The 17,074-nt window shown below is 54.5% G+C and carries 16 protein-coding genes; 8 read left to right on the forward strand and 8 right to left on the reverse strand.

All coding sequences use genetic code 11. The features are described 5' to 3' along the window. The first annotated feature begins 222 nt into the window (after positions 1–222). Positions 223–669, forward strand: a complete 447-nt coding sequence (locus tag ACFQUU_RS03375; RefSeq protein WP_382242642.1) for a CBS domain-containing protein — start codon at positions 223–225, stop codon at positions 667–669. 208 nt (positions 670–877) lie between these two features. Here ACFQUU_RS03375 and ACFQUU_RS03380 read toward each other — a convergent pair whose 3' ends face one another. The 7 genes from ACFQUU_RS03380 to ACFQUU_RS03410 form a co-directional block, all read right to left on the reverse strand. Then, a complete protein-coding gene (locus ACFQUU_RS03380; protein WP_382242645.1) occupies positions 878–1,921 on the reverse strand; it encodes an acyltransferase family protein in 1,044 nt (347 codons plus the stop codon). 139 nt (positions 1,922–2,060) lie between these two features. Next, a complete protein-coding gene (locus ACFQUU_RS03385; protein WP_382242648.1) occupies positions 2,061–3,287 on the reverse strand; it encodes an MFS transporter in 1,227 nt (408 codons plus the stop codon). A 319-nt stretch (positions 3,288–3,606) separates the two neighbouring features. Then, complete coding sequence (locus ACFQUU_RS03390; protein WP_382242651.1) at positions 3,607–3,789, reverse strand: hypothetical protein; 183 nt, start codon at positions 3,787–3,789, stop codon at positions 3,607–3,609. 191 nt (positions 3,790–3,980) lie between these two features. Then, on the reverse strand, positions 3,981–4,844 hold the full coding sequence (locus tag ACFQUU_RS03395; protein WP_382242653.1) for an alpha/beta fold hydrolase: 864 nt from the start codon (positions 4,842–4,844) through the stop codon (positions 3,981–3,983). 61 nt (positions 4,845–4,905) lie between these two features. Then, positions 4,906–5,748: a TauD/TfdA dioxygenase family protein gene (locus ACFQUU_RS03400; RefSeq protein WP_382242656.1), complete on the reverse strand. Its 843-nt coding sequence runs from the start codon at positions 5,746–5,748 to the stop codon at positions 4,906–4,908. A 3-nt stretch (positions 5,749–5,751) separates the two neighbouring features. Continuing rightward, positions 5,752–6,903 (reverse strand): M24 family metallopeptidase, encoded by a 1,152-nt coding sequence (locus ACFQUU_RS03405; RefSeq protein WP_382242659.1) that lies wholly within the window; start codon positions 6,901–6,903, stop codon positions 5,752–5,754. Positions 6,904–6,912: 9 nt separating this feature from the next. Then, positions 6,913–7,890 (reverse strand): Bug family tripartite tricarboxylate transporter substrate binding protein, encoded by a 978-nt coding sequence (locus ACFQUU_RS03410; RefSeq protein WP_382242663.1) that lies wholly within the window; start codon positions 7,888–7,890, stop codon positions 6,913–6,915. 109 nt (positions 7,891–7,999) lie between these two features. On the opposite strand from ACFQUU_RS03410, the gene ACFQUU_RS03415 reads away from it, so the two are divergent. Further along, positions 8,000–8,866 carry an IclR family transcriptional regulator C-terminal domain-containing protein gene (locus tag ACFQUU_RS03415; RefSeq protein ID WP_382242666.1) on the forward strand — a complete coding sequence of 289 codons (867 nt, stop codon included), beginning with the start codon at positions 8,000–8,002 and terminating at the stop codon, positions 8,864–8,866. A 316-nt stretch (positions 8,867–9,182) separates the two neighbouring features. Then, positions 9,183–10,160, forward strand: coding sequence for a dimethylarginine dimethylaminohydrolase family protein (locus tag ACFQUU_RS03420; RefSeq protein ID WP_382242669.1), 978 nt, complete (start codon positions 9,183–9,185; stop codon positions 10,158–10,160). 304 nt (positions 10,161–10,464) lie between these two features. Here ACFQUU_RS03420 and ACFQUU_RS03425 read toward each other — a convergent pair whose 3' ends face one another. Then, positions 10,465–11,478, reverse strand: coding sequence for a TetR/AcrR family transcriptional regulator (locus tag ACFQUU_RS03425; RefSeq protein WP_382242672.1), 1,014 nt, complete (start codon positions 11,476–11,478; stop codon positions 10,465–10,467). Between the two features lie 267 nt (positions 11,479–11,745). On the opposite strand from ACFQUU_RS03425, the gene ACFQUU_RS03430 reads away from it, so the two are divergent. The 5 genes from ACFQUU_RS03430 to ACFQUU_RS03450 all read left to right on the forward strand — a co-directional run bounded on the left by ACFQUU_RS03430 (position 11,746) and on the right by ACFQUU_RS03450 (position 17,074). Next, on the forward strand, positions 11,746–13,329 hold the full coding sequence (locus ACFQUU_RS03430; protein WP_382242675.1) for a long-chain fatty acid--CoA ligase: 1,584 nt from the start codon (positions 11,746–11,748) through the stop codon (positions 13,327–13,329). A gap of 23 nt (positions 13,330–13,352) precedes the next feature. Then, the gene (locus ACFQUU_RS03435; RefSeq protein ID WP_382242678.1) at positions 13,353–13,976 is read left to right on the forward strand and encodes a 2-hydroxychromene-2-carboxylate isomerase; all 624 of its coding nucleotides are present in this window, start codon (positions 13,353–13,355) and stop codon (positions 13,974–13,976) included. Positions 13,977–14,009: 33 nt separating this feature from the next. Then, positions 14,010–14,759: a glutathione S-transferase N-terminal domain-containing protein gene (locus ACFQUU_RS03440; protein ID WP_382242681.1), complete on the forward strand. Its 750-nt coding sequence runs from the start codon at positions 14,010–14,012 to the stop codon at positions 14,757–14,759. Between the two features lie 67 nt (positions 14,760–14,826). Beyond that, positions 14,827–16,443 (forward strand): AMP-binding protein, encoded by a 1,617-nt coding sequence (locus tag ACFQUU_RS03445; protein ID WP_382242684.1) that lies wholly within the window; start codon positions 14,827–14,829, stop codon positions 16,441–16,443. Beyond that, positions 16,409–17,074, forward strand: a complete 666-nt coding sequence (locus ACFQUU_RS03450; RefSeq protein ID WP_382242687.1) for a DsbA family protein — start codon at positions 16,409–16,411, stop codon at positions 17,072–17,074. Before ACFQUU_RS03445 ends, ACFQUU_RS03450 begins: the two co-directional genes overlap by 35 nt.

Genomic DNA, 17,074 nt, shown 5'->3' on the forward strand with positions numbered 1-17,074 from the left:
CCCTGCAGTAACAGACAATTCGGCCTCGTACGAGTGCGATAGTTCCGTAACAAGCATGCTCTCTGCACCATTTTTGGACACCGGCCAAACATCCGCGCATCTGTCCACTATCACCCATCAATCTGAAATCGTTTGGACTACACTGGATTTTTTTAGCGCCAATCGACAGGTCGCACACTGTGCTTACACTTGGGTCGCCTGCCTTCAATGAAAGGAATAGCCATGCAAACAATCGCCGATATCATGACCCGCGACGTCCGCAGCGTATCGCCGCAAGAAAGTATCATGCGTGCCGCCCAGTTAATGGATGAAATGAACGTCGGATCCTTGCCCGTATGCGATGGCACAAGGCTGATTGGTATGGTGACCGATCGTGACATTACCGTCCGTGCAACGGCAGCCGGACACTCTCCCGATAGCACGCACGTCGAAGACGTCATGTCCGCCCAGGTGCGTTGGTGCTACGAGGACCAGACGGTCGATGAGGTGATGGAACAAATGGCCGATAGCCAGATTCGTCGCGTCCCGGTGCTGGATCACAACTCCGACGCACTTATTGGTATCGTGTCGCTGGGCGATATGGCAACCAAGCATTCGGCGCAGGTTGATCGGACACTGGAGGAAATCTCCAATCCGTCAGAGCCGGATCGACCGCAGTTGAATTCGTGAAAGCAACGGGCGCATCGTGTGGCTTGTGTACAGCGAAGGAACGAAGGGAAGGGCGCGCATGATCGGTCAGTGGTTCAGGCAGAGCGCGTCCATTCCACTTTGCCCGGGTAAGGTATCGGCTGCGACGACCCATAACTTCATCTTCGAGATGCTCGAGATGCAGAAACCCCCGGACCGGGATGTTCCTGGATGCATAAGCGTATGTGAGCTAACCTTGGCTTGTTGCAACCTGAATGGTCCCCGTCTTTCGATGACCCAGCCTGTTCTTGAGCGACAGGGCTGGTCGTTCCACCAGATGCCACGACACAAACGCACACAGCGCAGTGATAACAATTGTCAACAACAAGCCCGGCAAGAACGGCAGATTTTTCCCCCATCCCCACAACACGGTTTGCTGCACTGGAAACGCATAGATATAAATGCCGTAGGAAATGTCTCCGAATCGGCCGGCGCGTCGGATAACCAACGTTGACAGGCCACCGATATAGATCGTCACCGCAGGAATCAGCAAAAGAAATCCCGCCCGTCCCATGCCGGCAAAGTAGCAGCCCGCCGCCAGCAGCCCCAATCCGCCCAGCAAGTATCCCGGTCGCGTTGTCCATCGGTCACGGAACAGGTCGAGGCATACGCCTGCGAAGAAGAACAGCCCAAAGTAATACTGATAATTATTCGGATCAGGCGCGACGATGAAGTAATACCCGGCAAATGCAATCGTGCCCGCCAATGCCAGCACGGGCAGTCTCAAGAGCCCAAGAACACCGACAACTAGCAAACCGAAGTAACACCGTACCTCGAGAGGAATCGTCCACAAGGAGCCATTGACCGCACGCGGATAGACGTTTTGTTCGAACACGCCAGGCAGAAAGTACCGGATCGTCACTAGCTTCAGGTTGCGCAGAAAATCAGGCAACTCCGGATGGATGAAATAGGCTTTCCACGGCAGGGTAGATACCAGCGGGCCAAGCACAAAGGCTGCGATCAATGTCACCGCTGCTAGGCCTGGCCAGATACGCAAAAATCTCTTGGCAAGAAATCTCACGATATGTGGATCTTGCCGCCAGCTTTGGGAAACAAGGAATCCGCTGATCGAAAAAAAGATCAACACCCCGAGTGTCCCGAAGCTCATGCTGTTGAGGAAGGCCGGTTCCGGCAGGCCGTTCAACGCATACTGATGGCTGATCAATACCAGCAAGGCGGCGCCGATCCGCAGGAAATCAAAATTGTTCAGGCGCGCATTACCGGTGTTATTCATGTTTAATCTGCCGATCGCTGGGGAAGGTAGTGCATTAGGGATATTGCATGCTGCAAACACGCGGAGAGATTGTACACGAGCCGATTCTGCGCAAACCCGGCCACGTCTGGCGACACAGCCGGCAAAAGCATCACTGCGGTCAAGCGTCTGCAGCAGCCTCTACATGCCGACGTGACACCATCGCAAGCCGGCAGCTCAGGAAAAAGCCAAGCACAAGCACTATCGTGCTCGCCGTAAACGCCGTTTTGAATCCACCCGCGTACTCGATCAACAGACCTGCAAGCGCAGGTCCGATAAACTGCCCGGTTGCATAAAATAGTGTCACGTAGCTGGTTGCACGCGGTGCAAAGGCTGGTTCAACGGATTCTGCGGCAATCGTCAGAATCGAGGTGAACATCCCCGAAACCGTGCAACCAAGCATGATGTAATGCATGGTAAAACCCGCGGTCGTCGGCCACACCACTGGAATCACCGTGCCAACCGCATTAAGTGCAACGGCAATCATCAGCGTCGGTGATCGCCCGAACCGATCCGAGATATACCCCCAGGTCGGCGCAGCGAAAACGGAAAGAACCCCCAGCAGCGCCGACATGCGTCCCGCAATCACAGGCGACATGCCGGAATCCAGCGCGAAGCTATACATGAAAGTCGTCTGCGCGATGTAAGTCGTGCCAACCACGCCATACAACAGGGCGACGATGTTGATCCGGCTGTTACGGTACATCGGCACGGCCGGCGTCGATTTTGACGAGCCTGCGACCTGCTTCGTTCGCGGCAGATACGCGAGGCTCGCAACCAGTGTCAACGCGCTCGACACGGCAAAGACTACCCAGGACCAACGCCATGCCGAGCGACCCAGCGTCTCATTCAGATAAGGCACCATAAAACTCGCCCCCAGCATGCCGACTCCGATACCGCTATTGGTCATGCCAATCACCGCCCCGCGACGCCCCGGAAAGCAGCCTGCAAGAAGGGAAATCACCGGTGTGTATGCGAACGCAGTGCCGCAGCCGAGCAGCAGCATGGCGAACAGCAGCATGCTTTGCTGGGAGCTGATGCTCAGCAAGACAAAGCCCACCGTCGTCAGGCTCAGCCCCAGAACGACTGCCACACGCCCACCATGCTTTGACGCAAACATCCCGGCTACCATTACCAGAAACAGATAGCCCAGCGCAGCAACCGTGCCGAGGTTGCCTGCCTGCTGATAGGTCATGCCGAGGTCGATACGCATGAACGGCAAGATCAACCCGAACGCCAGCCGGGCGAACGCCACGGTGACTAGAGTAACCAGCATGCCGGTCAGGATGGGAACTACGATAGAAGGTGAATCAACTGTCTCGTTGTGATGCGGTTTGCTGGCCTGCATTGAAACCTACCGGGTATTGTCGTTATGGTCGACGTCAGCGCGTTGTCTCGTGGTTGGTAGCTGCGGTGCCGACGGGTGTTTTTGTCCAAAGCAATGACAGTAGCATTTTTCAGGGAAGGGCGTTTGGGAGGGGCTTTACCGGTCGAGGAACATTGGTGCGCAAGCAACGCGCCCATGTCAAATGCGAAGAGCGGACCGGCCCCTTCCCCCTTGCAGGGGGAAGGTTGGGATGGGGGTAGAGTGGCTGAGCCAAAGCAGTCGTCTAATCGAATCGCTAACAAGCATCATCCCGAAATGAAAAGAAGAAAAGCATCAACCCTCAATGCTTCTTTTCAACCTTGCCCTCATCCGGTTTCACTTCATCAAGTTTCGAAACTTCATCAGGCTGAATGCCACTCGGCAATCCAATATCTTCCGTAGCAATCACATCTTCAGTCGTGCGTACCGGTTGCGGCCCTGCGTTATCTGCCGGTGATTTATTTGCGGGTGTAGGTCCTGTCATATCATCCTCCAAATCGAGTTTGATTGAAGCGCATCGGCAATGTTCAATTTGACATGAGCAGGCGTGCTAGACAATCAAAGAGAAAAGAGTGGTGGGAATTTCTCATCTGTAATGACATCAAGATTAACGCACGCCACAAACAAGATAAGCGATGCGAAAAGCAGGGGGCTTACCTAACTCTGATTGTGCCGTCAAGCAGGTAAAGAAAGGTAGGGAGTCCAAAGATGCGGTTGGGCGAGCGGCGCACAATGACCGTAAGGAGAGGACAAGGTCAATTTTCGACATGGCGGCGCCTCTCCTAGCTGCCAGCGCGGGAATAGCGGGTCACTATCCCAGCGAATAGCAGTGAGTGCCACTGCCGGTGCAAACTCTGTACGGTCGAAACCCGCTGCGGCATGCCGTAACGTCAGCAATGCTTCAAGCGACACGGAAGCCGTCCATGCGGCGACTTCGTGCTCAAGGCATTCTGCAGCACCGGCGCCATTACGGTCCTTCAGCCAGCGAACATACCCGTAGCGTTCAAGGAGTTCCCGCCGCCAGGCTGTCACTGCCTGTCTGCGCTCTTGTGATGGCAGCGCGATCATTGCCTGGATTGCTGCTACACCACTCGGGTCGGCACGCCCGCGAAATCCAGACGCCAGTTGCAACAAGGTCCGCACCCGTTTCTCTTGTTGGCACGCCATCTCGACTGCGAGATAGCCTCCAAAGGAATAGCCGATAAGGATATCCACGCAATCAATGTCGAGATGGTCGAGGACGCACCATTGCGCCCTGGCCATGTCACCCATGGTCAGGCCTGATAACGCCACGGCCGATCCTGGTTCGGCTCCGGTAGAGCCGAACCAGGATCCCAGCGTATTGATACAAAGGACCATATCGCCTTGTTCAGGATCCAGCGCTTTGCCCGGGCCGATGAACGCATTTCCCCATCCGCCATCAGGACAGTTTGCCCTGTGTCCTGACGGCAGATAAGCCTCATGGCTTGATGTAATCCCATGGCAAAGCAGGATGCGCCGGCGGACGGTCCCGGCTGGAACAATCCACTGGTAAGCCATGCGTAACTCGATTGAGGTTCCACTGCATAGCGTGAAACCCCGGAAGTCGATGCTGGCCCGTTCAGTGCGGTACATCGCCGCGAATCGTAGTTCTGTAGATCAGGCGCCGCTTTTCCGGAGGCAGTTCCCGGGTAGTCGCACTGTGCATCGTGCACCGATTGTCCCAAATGATGACGTCGCCTTTCTTCCATCGATAGGGGACAACATAACGCGGATTGGTGCAATGTGCGAACAGCATCTCAAGGATATCCTCGCTCTCCTGAGCCGATAGCCCGACTATTTCGGCAGTCATGCCAGGGTGAACGAACAGCGCCTTGCGGCCGGTCTCAGGATGCGTGCGGACCACAGGGTGAACCACGTCCGGTGTTTTCGCCTTCTGTCCTTCGGTCAGGTTCACCTGCGTGCCTCGTTCGGCTTTTTTCTCGAATGCGCGGTAACGGTGAATGGCCTGCATCGGGAGCAGGCGTTCCTGCCACTCGGCGCCTAGGTCGTCCCAGGCTTGATACATGTTGACGAACAGCGTGTCGCCAGCGCCTTCAGGGATCTCCTGCGCATTGAGCATAGTGGCCATCGCGGGATTCTTTTGAAACGCCAGGTCGGAGTGCCAGTACGATCCGCCATCAGCGATGCCAATGGGCTTGCCATCAACCACGATGTTCGACAATACAAATATTTCAGGATACTGAGGATGGTTGTACTGGGTCAGCAGGTGGATATCGAGATCGCCGAAGCGCCGGCTGAATGCCACCTGTCCATCCAGCGACAGGGATTGCGCCGGAAAGGACAACAGCCCGTAGCGTAGAAAGTTGTCATGGATTTCACGGAAGCCATCATCGGTAATCCGGTTTAGATCGACGCCGGATACGCGGGCGCCGAGGCGCGCATCAAGAGTGTCAAATCGCATCGCTCAATCCTTTTTGATATGTACTTTTGCGGGTGTATCGACCAGCGGCTCACTGCCATGGGGGCCGATGAGAACCGGATATTCCAGGCGCATGCCGCCGATCTCCGGGTGGTACAAGTGGGTGCCGAGGGCCACCACCATGTTTTCCTGGACGACGTCGGTACTTCGCATATTGATGAAAGGGCGGGTGCGTGCGCATGTGCCCAGTCCGTGACCGAACACTGGCAATCCGTAATCGGCAAGGTCATGTTTCTTGAAGATGTCATAACCCTGCATCGCGCAGTCGGCGATCTTTCGGCCGGGCTTGAGCGATTCGAGCATTGTATCGGCCACCTCCTCCCAACAATCGATCAGCCGCTGCTGGGCGGCGTTGGGGGTGCCATAGAATACGGGAACGGCGGTGTCGGCAAGATAGAGATCTAGCATCGGATGGAGGTCAAGAATGACGAACTCGTTTTTCTGTATCTTTTTCTCGGTGGCCTGCTGCGTCACGCCTAGGTGATAACCGGTGCGAAGCCCCGATCCAACCTCTGTGCCGCCAGTAATCGCCCACGACCAGACGCTACCATGGTCGCGGATGGCGGACTCGATTGCGCCGGCAACGTGGTTCTCGGTGACGCCTTCGGTAATGGCGTCATAGCCTGCCCTGAAACCGATGTCGGATACCCGTGCCGCATGGCGCAAGAGCTCAATCTCGGCAGGAGATTTAATTAGCATTAGATCATCGATATAGTCCACGCCGTTAATGAGTTTCGCGTGAGGTAGCGCCTCCTGGATCTGGAAGTACTCGTGTGCTGTCAACATACCCGGCGCTACCTGGGCTGCGCCAGGATGCGACAAATCCAGCCCGATGGTTCCACGGTCGGCACTCAGATCCTGCAGACGAGAGGCGATCTGGCTAGGAAAGTCGGAAAAAGTGAAGGTGTGCAGTGGGAAACCAGCCCCCTCTTGCTTGACCCTCGAGGCATCCATTGCCCAGTAAACCACTTCACACGTTCCCTGCGCGGTGACGATGACCGCTCCGCGCCACGGCATGAATGCGCCGTACAGGTAATGCAACGATGCCTGGCGCGTCCCGACGTAGGCGGCTACGCCCGCTGCTTTAAGAGCGTTCGCCAATGCCTGCACACGGTCCTGATAATTAATCTCTGACATCTCGTCTCCTTAGTCGGCTTTAGCGCCGGATTCCTTGACCACTTTGCCCCACCGGAGCGTCTCTTGTTTAATGAACTCACGGAACTGCTCTGGTGTACTACCCACGGGTTGGGCTGCCTGCGACAGTAATTTCTCGCGCACTTCCGGCACGTTTAGCGCCTTCACAATTTCCGCCTGCAGCTTGTCTACAATCGGTTTGGGAGTGCCCTTCGCCACGACGACCCCAATCCATGAAGACATGCTGTAACCAGACACCGTTTCGCTGATCGCTGGCACATCCGGCAACACCGGTGAACGGGAATCCGTGGTGACTCCGATGACCTTTAACTTGCCTTGTTTCACATGCGGCAGCACCGTCAGGATAGTGTCGAAGATCAGATCGATCTGACCGCCCAGGAGGTCGGTCACTGCAGGTGCGCTTCCTTTATAGGGAACATGTGTCATCTGCACCCGCGCCATGCTGTTGAAGTACTCGCCGGATAAATGCATCGAGGTGCCACTGCCGCCTGAACCGCGATTGAGCTGGCGAGTCTTGGCCAACTTCACTAATTCTCCAACTGTATTGACGCCAAGGTCTGGACGTACCGCGATGACCAGCGGATATGACACCACTTGAGTGACCGCCTCAAAGTCCTTTTGCGGGTCGAACTGCAGCTTCGAATACAAGGTTTCGTTGACAGCATGAGTACCGAGCGTGGCCATCAGCAGGGTATAGCCGTCCGGGGCACTCTTTGCGACATAGTTGGCGCCAATGTTGCCGCCTCCGCCGGGCTTCGGTTCAACGATCACAGGCACACCCATGCTTTTGGACATCTGGTCTGCGATGAGCCGGGTTACGGCATCAGTCGGACCGCCGGCGGCTGCGGGAACAACAAAGTTAATAGGTCTACTGGGGTAAGACTGCGCGACAGCCGGCTGGCCCAGGGCGATGCCAAATAAAAACATACCAGCGAGCGCAATTCCTCCGCACCGTTGCTGCATTTTCATCTCGGTCTCCTCCGAAGTCATATTTTGCGTACAAATGTACGGGTTTCACTTCAAGAGGAAGTGTATACTTCCGTACATCGGTACGCAAGATCTTTTTAGAAAGCACATCATGACAAAGAAGCAAATCAGGCCGTTGTCGCAAACGGGGATCCTCCAGCCTGTGGCGAGTGACCTGGATGACACGAATGACACCGATATCGATACCGATGCCGCCCGGTCGGCCTACTTCCTTGAATCCTTGGCCAATGGATTACGTTGCCTGGCCCTGTTCGGTGCCGATCAACCAAGCCTGACGATCCAGGAGGCGGCGACGCTGCTGGATGTGACACGTCCGTCGGCACGACGCCTCCTGTTGACACTGAAGCAGGTCGGATATCTCGAGCAGATCGACCGCGACTTTCTAGTAACGCCCAAAGTCCTGGAATTAGGCTTTTCTTATTTCAGCAGCAAGGGGCTGCGTGCCATTGCCATTCCATATATGGAGGGTGTAGCAGCAAAAACTGGAGAAACCTGTGCCCTCGGCGTCCTCGATGGCGCCGATATCGTGTTCCTGCACCGCTCCGAACCCAAGAAGCCGATGCGTCTGGACCTCTCCATCGGTAGCCGGCTTCCGGCGTTCGCCCACTCGATGGGGCGTATCCTGCTATCGCAGCTAGATGAGCCTGCGCTCGACAGCGCGTTGCGCGCGGCTGAACTCAAGCCATTTACGGAAACGACTGTGGTCGACATCGACCAATTGAAGAAGGAGATCGGACGTGTGCGCGAACGTGGATGGGCTTTTTCGAATGGTGAGTTGATGGAAGGGATTGCTGGGGTATCGCGACCCATCTTCAATGCCAAGGGCCAGATCGTGGCTGCGATCAACATCAGCATGATTCTCGGCAACCGTACGCTTGCCTTCGTCGAGCGCGAAATGCTGCCGCATTTGACGCAAGCAAGCGAGGCGATTTCCAGCATTTATAGCTCGGTACGCTAGCTGTATATTCTCATCTTAGTAGTGTGAATGAGAAACCGCCGGCAGAAGGCCGAGATAGATACGAGAATTTCGTCGATGCCATCCAATTTCTGGAAATCTCGTTGCGGAACTGCGATAGGTTATCCGCTCAAGGTCAGCGCGTTGGAAGCGGTACCTACGAGTTGAGAAGTTACAGAGTTTGAATGATATCTGGCAACATCTCCACGATCTCAGTCCAGTGCGAGGCGCTATGATGGTGGCTGCAGCAGCGCTGTCTGCTGCTACTTTTCATGACATCAGTCCAGCAGCAGTAAAACCGAACCGATTGCAAAATACGATGAATACGCCCGAAATCTTCGTGGAAAGTGAATTTGCGCCTTTGCGCACTGTCGTCCTGGCTCAGTCCGAAGTGGCAGTTTCCGAGAAGATGTTTGCCGGTTCGGACGCATCCTTCCTTCCTCCTGACGCGGCGGTGAAACTGGTGCCCGGGATGAACTTTGCGCAGAGCGACCCCGAAGGACAAAAGGCGTGGGGAGAAGAGCGCGACAACTTTTCCGCAGTGCTGCAAAAGCATGGTGTGGAAGTGCTGCGACCGCGTAAACTAACGCAAGCCGAGAAGGACGCAACAGGGGCGAATGGGTATAGCAATTTCTTTGTTCGCGATCCGTTTTTCACTATCGGGAATGCTGTTATCGAAGGCTCATTGCGTTTCCTGCATCGCCGTCAGGAAGTCTTGCCAGTCAGAGACATAATGCGTGGCCGTGTGTACCCTGCAACGTGTGTATACGTTGCGCTGCCTCAGCCTGAGGTTGCTGCTTCTGACGATGCGACTCTAGGGGGCGGGCCGTTTCTGGAAGGCGGCGATATCCTGGTACTCAACAAGACTATCTTCGTCGGAAATTCCGGTCTGGCGTCGAATACGAACGGGGTGGCTTGGTTGCGCAAGTTTCTTGGGCCGCAAGGATACACCGTCGAGGAAGTTCGCCTGCGGCCGGATATTTTGCACCTTGATTGTGCTTTAGGTCTCGTTCGCGATGGCTTGATGATCGTTTGTGAAGAGGCATTGCTGGACGGTATTCCAGCTCAACTAAAAGAATGGGCACGAGTATCCGTATCATTGCAGGACAGCGCACAGCTGGCCACAAACGGCATACCGATATCCCCTTCAGTCTACGTTACAGATCCCGCGTTCGAACGAATCGGTCGGGAACTTGAGCGTCATGGAATCAAGGTAGAGTACGTAGACTACAAGATCAGTCGCTCATTCGGCGGTGCCTTCCGTTGCAGCACTCAGCCTCTGTTGCGCCGTACCTGAGCGCGCGTAGAAGCGTCACGATACAGGTGGAGATTGGTATTAGTTAGTTTCTCTAGCGAGAAAGGACATGCACTAAACATTGTCTCGGTCTCGCTATAACTAGCGTCAGATCGCCCAACTTATTTCGTAGAGGTAGAACTTTGCTTAGCATCCTGCTGAAGCATTTCGACATATGGCTGTGGAACAAAGTCGCCCGATAAAAACGGAATTAATGCTGCTGTTAGCAATAGATTGAACGTGGTCGCGTCAAGCATAGGAGAATCTTCTTCCTTAACGTGGCGATGTAGCTTGGTCTACGCTCGGTTTAGACAGGCCTCGAGTTGTAAAATGCCACCGTGCACGTTGCAATGTGTGCGACGGCCGGTGCGCTGTGGTCTGTGATCCGAACATGAAGTACACCTTCTGTGGTGGACGTATGTTCGACCCGACCGGAAACGTGCATCTTTCCCGCAGGACGGTGGCGCGAAAGATGTGTCATGACGCTTCCGACACTGGCCCCGTCATCTAAAAGATATTCCATGGCGCGCCGTGTAAAGTCCGCAGAAATCTGCTGCAAGTAGAAGTCGGCTTCAGCCGCAGCGATTGAAGCGAGTGAGAATGACATGGTATAAATCGCTGCAAAGTCGCCGTCGGGAGCGGGAACCACTGTGCAGTCGTACGGAGTCTGTGTTCGTAGCCTCTGCCTTGGCTTGGGCATCGAATTTCCATTGTTGTCCCCTGCAGTCTGAAGCCCACCTGATATCAGTTTCATATACGTCTGCACAACGTGGTCAGGAACGGTGGTCGCCTTTCCATTCTTAAAGCAGTACTGCCGGCTCAGATAGACACGTGCTCCAAGTAATATCAACGCAATGACTTCAAATTCCTCTTCGGAATAGGCTTGAAGAAATCCTTTTTCTTTCGTCTTTTGTAAAGCCGATACGTAATTGCTTACGAGATTTGCAGCATGTGTATCAAAGCTTTGCGGAGAATCGACCTGTGCTTCCATCAGGATGCGATAAAACTCCGGCTTTTCTTTAATGAACTGAAAATAAGCCTGGATGCTTTTTTCTTCCCGTTCCAGAAAGGTGGCATCGCCGACCTGTTTTCCCAAAAACTCCAAGAGGTCTTTGCCAAGTTCCGGTAGCAAGTGGTCGAGAAGATCCTGCCGCGATTCAAAATAGTTATAAAACGTCCCCTGTGCTACACGCGCACGTGCAGTAACGTCGTTGACCGAGGTATCCCGGTAGCCAACCTGTCCAACGACTTTCATTGCAGCGTCGAACAAATTCTTCCGGGTGAGTTCGCCCTTTTCAGCTCGGGTCAGTTTTTTTTTCATCGGCTCGTCTTGCTGTAGGGTTTCTGGAAAGTGCGTCGGAGGAACACGGGCAAATGCTTCTGCATGAACAACTCCGGTGAATGATTTTAAATTATAGTTCCTTTCGATTTAAATGACTGGTGATTCATAATTCATTTTTCTTGACGTCCCCGTTTTTAGTGGTTAGGATTTCTCTACGCTGGTTGTGGTCTTTCGCAACTCGCGCATGGCCTCATCGCATTGAAGCCCAGAAGAAGCATCCAGGCAGCAATAACGGAGACAATAAAGATGCAAGTGGAACGGGTTGATTTCCTGTCTTACCATGCCAAGTCGGCGGCAGGCCAGATCGCAATGGCGGATCTGGAAACCGGACGCGCATTTACTTACCGCGAACTTGACGACCGTGTGTCTCGAATCGCGAATTTTCTCCGACATCGCTTTCAGGTCGCCCGAGGCGATCGCGTCGCGGTCTTAAGCCACAATTCCTCCGACATTTGCGAAATCCAGTTCGCATGCTGGCGACTGGGAGCCGTTTTTGTACCCGTTAACTGGCGCCTGACGGTGCCAGAGCTCGAATTCATTCTCGGTGACGCCAATCCGCGCGTGCTATTCGGTGATATGGCATTTTCTAAGACTCTGACGGCGCTGACGAGCGCGATTCCAGGACTCCATTTGATAACACGAGGCCAGGAAAACAGCGACTATGAGCGCTTGCTACAAGACAGCGCGCCCACGTCTTCAACTGAACAAGTGACTCTTACCGATACGGCGTCATTGATCTATACCTCTGGCACAACCGGACGGCCGAAGGGGGCAATGATCAGTCACCAGATGGAGTTGTTTACCTGTCTGAACTATGTCGGCGCAACCGGCATCAGCAGCAAATCAAAGACACTTGTCGTGCTTCCCCAGTTTCATGTCGGTGGCTTGAACTGTTTTCCAAATCCGATTTTTTACCTGGGCGGCACTGTGCTCGTGATGAAGGCCTTCAACCCGAAGCAGTTTCTCCAGTTGCTGAGCGATCCGATACAGGGCATTACCCATGTGTTTGCCGTCCCGACCATTTATGCGTTGATGAGCCAGGAGGCCGAGTTCCGAACTGCGAAGTTCGATCATCTCGTGTGTGCAGCCGTTGGCGGCGCCGCGGTTCCACTTAGTCTGCTCAAGGTACTGGAGGAACAGGGTATCCCTATTCAGCAGGGATGGGGAATGACGGAGTCAACCTCGATGGGCTCAATGCTACCGCCAGACCAGACTCGCACAAAACTCGGCTCTGCGGGGCTACCTGTTCCGCACGTCCGGTTGCGCATTGCTAGCGAAGACGGACGCGTTTTACCGCCCGGTGAAGTGGGCGAATTGCAGGTCAGAGGGCCTTCGATCACGAGCGGTTACTGGAACCGCCCGGAAGCTCGCGAAAAACGTTACATCGACGGCTGGTTTCGCACCGGCGACGCGGCTTACCTCGATGAAGACGGCTATCTGTTTATCGTAGACCGCTGGACGGACATGTACATCTCGGGCGGGGAAAACGTCTATCCGGCAGAGGTGGAAAACGTCCTATCCGGGATCGCAGGCATTGCCGAAGTAGCGGTGATTGGCATCCCCGACGAGCGTTGGGGCCAGGTGGGCCGGGCTTTTATCGTGCTCCGGCCCCGAGCTGAGTTGTCGGTCGACGATATCCGGGCGCACTGTACGCGCTGCCTTGCGAAGTACAAGATCCCGCATGAATTCATTTTTACAGATTCAATTCCGCACAATGCGGCGGGAAAAATACTGAAGGCTGCGCTGACAAGGGAGCCGATTTGTCCAAGTTATGGCATCGCTACTTGCGGGGACGGCGTGCCTCAGCCTGACCAGCTTTCTTCCCGATGAACCCAATCCCTTTCTGAAGAGACATGATGAGCACAACAAACAAGACCGTTGAAATATACTGGGACATCGGCAGTACGAACACGTATTTCGCGCTGAAGCTGATCAAACCGGTCCTTGAACGTACGGGGGCAAAACTCGTTTTACATCCATTTAACCTGGGTCATGTGTTCCGTTCCAATAACTACGTATTAATGGACGAACTGCCCGTGAAGCTGGAAAACCGAAAGCGTGACCTTGCACGTTGGGCGGAAAAGTACCAGTTGCCGTTTCAGATTCCCACCCGGTTTCCAATCAAGAGCAGCCGCGTGTTGCGCGGTGCGCTGGCCATGCGCAAATGGGATCTGGAGATGCCGTACGTCGATGCGGTTTTCGCCGCGTACTGGGAGCGTAATGACGCCACAATTCAAGAGTACAGCGGCCTGCAGCCCATTGTGCATCGATTGGGAGTGGACCCTGACGAATTCGAACGCGTCAGTGAAAGTAACGAAGTAAGACAGCAACTCATTGATAGCACAAATCACGGCATCGAGCGTGGCGTCTTTGGTGTGCCCAGCATTTTTGTTGGGAAAGAACTTTTTTGGGGAAAAGATCGCATGGAGTTTGTGGAAGACGAATTACTACGTTCGTCGCCAACCATTACGCCATAACGAAAACAAAACACCCCTACCATCGGAGAAGGCATGCAGGATTACAAACAGCGTCGCGGCAATGCTGATATCGATTTTTATACGGCACCCACACCGAATGGCCGCAAGGTTGCAATCTTCCTGGAAGAAGCCGGCCTGGATTACACACTGGTGCCGGTAGATACAACGAAAGGCGAACAGTTTTTTCCCGAGTACCTGGAGATCAATCCGAACAATAAGATTCCGACCATCGTCGACCACGCTCCTCCATGGGGCGGCGCAGCGTTTGCCGTGTTTGAATCCGGCGCCATCCTTTTGCACCTGGCCGAGCGCTGTGGCAAGTTTCTGCCTTCTGATCCGGCCCGGCGCCAGATTGCAATCCAGTGGTTAATGTGGCAAATGGGTGGATTCGGTCCCATGCTTGGACAGGCACATCACTTTCGGCTCTATGCGAAAGAACGCATAGAGTATTGCGTCAACCGCTACACATCTGAAGCACAGCGCCTTTACCGCGTGCTTGACCGTCGTCTCGCCGAGCATGAATTTCTGGCAGACGAGTACTCGATTGCGGATATGGCCACGTGGCCATGGGTGGTGCACCGCAAAAGTCAGGGAATCAATCTTGACGACTTTCCGAATGTGCAGCGCTGGAACGATGCGATCAAGGTCCGTCCGGGAGTACGGCGCGGTTTCGACCTGTTGCGCGAGAAGGTTGAGCAAAGTCCGATTACCGAAAAGGCATGGGATACGCTGTTCGGAGCAGGGCAGTTCGGTCAGGGAAACGTCGCTGACAAAAGTAAGTGAACGGAGGACAAACCTCTTTTGCCCTCGGTCGTGATTCCAACACAGTAGCAAACAGGAGAAAGTTCTCATGATCAGTCAACCTGTTACGGTTGATCCCGCCGATCAGTGTGTGCTGCGTTATGCGCTCGAGAGACATGCGGCAACACGGCCCGATGCGACGTTTGCCGTCTTCGAAGACAAGGCGGCATGGACGTTTGCACGCACGCTCGAAATTTGCAAAGGTACTGCCGCGGCTTTGCAGTCGTTTGGCATCGGGCAGGGGGACACGGTATTGATGCTGCTCCCCAATTCAGAGTTCGCAGTGCGCTGTCTGTTTTCCATCAACTATATGGGGGCGGTTGCCGTACCGGTTAACCCAGGATTCAAAGGGCGACTGCTCGAACATGTCATCAAGAATTCCGGTGCCACGGTGGCGATTGTTCATCCGGCTGTACTGACGGAACTGGAGCGCATCGACACTGCCCAGTTAGCCCAGGTGATCCTCAGCGAAAGCGAACCATCTTCTGACAAGCTAAACAATCTTCAGTTACTCCCGCAACACGTCCTAACGGGCGATCCGGGTGCGCTGCAACCTTTGGCACGTCCTATTGCTCCATGGGACACCCAGACCATCATCTATACCTCCGGTACAACTGGCTTGTCTAAAGGTGTTCTTTCGTCCTATATGCACGCGAGATCGACCGCCGGCCCTCTCGCCTGGCCCTTCATTCGCGATGATGACCGTCATCTGGTGCACATGCCGCTATTTCATATCGGTGGGGCTTTTATGTGCACGAACGCTCTGCTGCGTGGCGGGTCCATCGCCGTCGTCGCAGGCTTTCGTACCCAGACGTTTTGGGAAACCATTACCCAACTCGAGGTCACGGTCGCCTTTTTGCTCGGTACCATGGCGACCTTCCTCCTCAAACAGGAACCTGGCAAGTTCGAGTGCGGGCACAAGTTACGGTTGGTATTTATCGTTCCGCTTGGAGCGTGCGCCGAACCATTTCGTCAGCGATTCGGCGTGGACGTTCACACGGTTTTCAATATGACCGAAATATCCACCCCACTACATTCAGGGCCCAATCCTGAAAAGCCCAATACCTGCGGGCGACCGCGCCAAGGTGTCTCCATACGTCTGGTCGATGAAAACGATTGTGAAGTTGCTCCAGGAGCCGTTGGTGAGCTGATTGTGCGCACCGAGCAGCCATGGGCAATGAATCACGGTTATCACCAAAATCCTGAGGCCACCGCGAAAGCGTGGCGCAACGGCTGGTTCCATACCGGCGATGCATTCACGCGGGACAATGAAGGCGACTACTTTTTTGTCGACAGACTAAAGGACATGATTCGGCGGCGTGGCGAGAACATCTCTGCTTATGAACTGGAGGTCGAGGTACTCGGCCATCCTGCGGTGCTGGAGGCCGCCGCCATTGGCGTACCAAGCATCTACGGTGAAGACGACGTCATGCTGGTCGTGACGCTGAAGCAGGGTGCCGGTCTCGAATGCGCTGAGCTGATTGCCTATCTTGACGAACATGTTCCCCGATTTATGTTGCCACGGTATATCCGCATGCTCGAAAAATTGCCCATGACGCCAACCAACAAGGTTCAGAAGCAAGTGTTGCGGTCAGAGGGCATAACACCCGATACCTGGGATCGTGACGCATGTGGCAGCGACTGGAAGTCGGCCCGTTTTAACTAGGAATATTATGGATAATGAAAATCGAAGTCTGCGAGTAATCGTCTACACCGACTACAAGAGCCCTTATGCGTACGTTGCCAAAAATCCTACGCTCGCCCTTGCGGTCGAGTATCCGATCGAATTGGTGTGGCTTCCCTATACGTTAAAAATCGAGGGATATTTAGGCGCCGTTGATGAACGTAGCGCGCATAACTGGCGCAAGGTGAAATATGGCTACATGGATGCACGCCGTGCAGCCAACCGCCAGGGCCTGATCTTGATGGGGCCGCAGCGCATCTACAACGGTTCGCTTGCAAGTATCGGTATGCTCTTCGCGCAAAGACACGGGTTCTTCGACGCATATCACGAACAAACGTTTTCCCTGTTCTGGAAACGAGAGCTTGACATCGATTCGATGGACGCGATGAAGGAATATATCGCGAAGCTCGGCGGCAATCCTCATGAATTTGAAGTGTTTGCATCGGGCGAGGGCGAGGAGGAGCACAGGCGCATCGTTGAACAAGCTGAAACGATCGGCGTATTCGGTGTTCCCACTTTCGTTTTTGACGGCGAACTCTTTTGGGGCGGTGACCGCATCACGCTATTGCGGGAACGGATTGAACAAGAAATCATGCGACATCGACCGCGCTGA

The organism is Herbaspirillum sp. GCM10030257 (assembly GCF_042666555.1).
Taxonomy (GTDB): domain Bacteria; phylum Pseudomonadota; class Gammaproteobacteria; order Burkholderiales; family Burkholderiaceae_D; genus Noviherbaspirillum.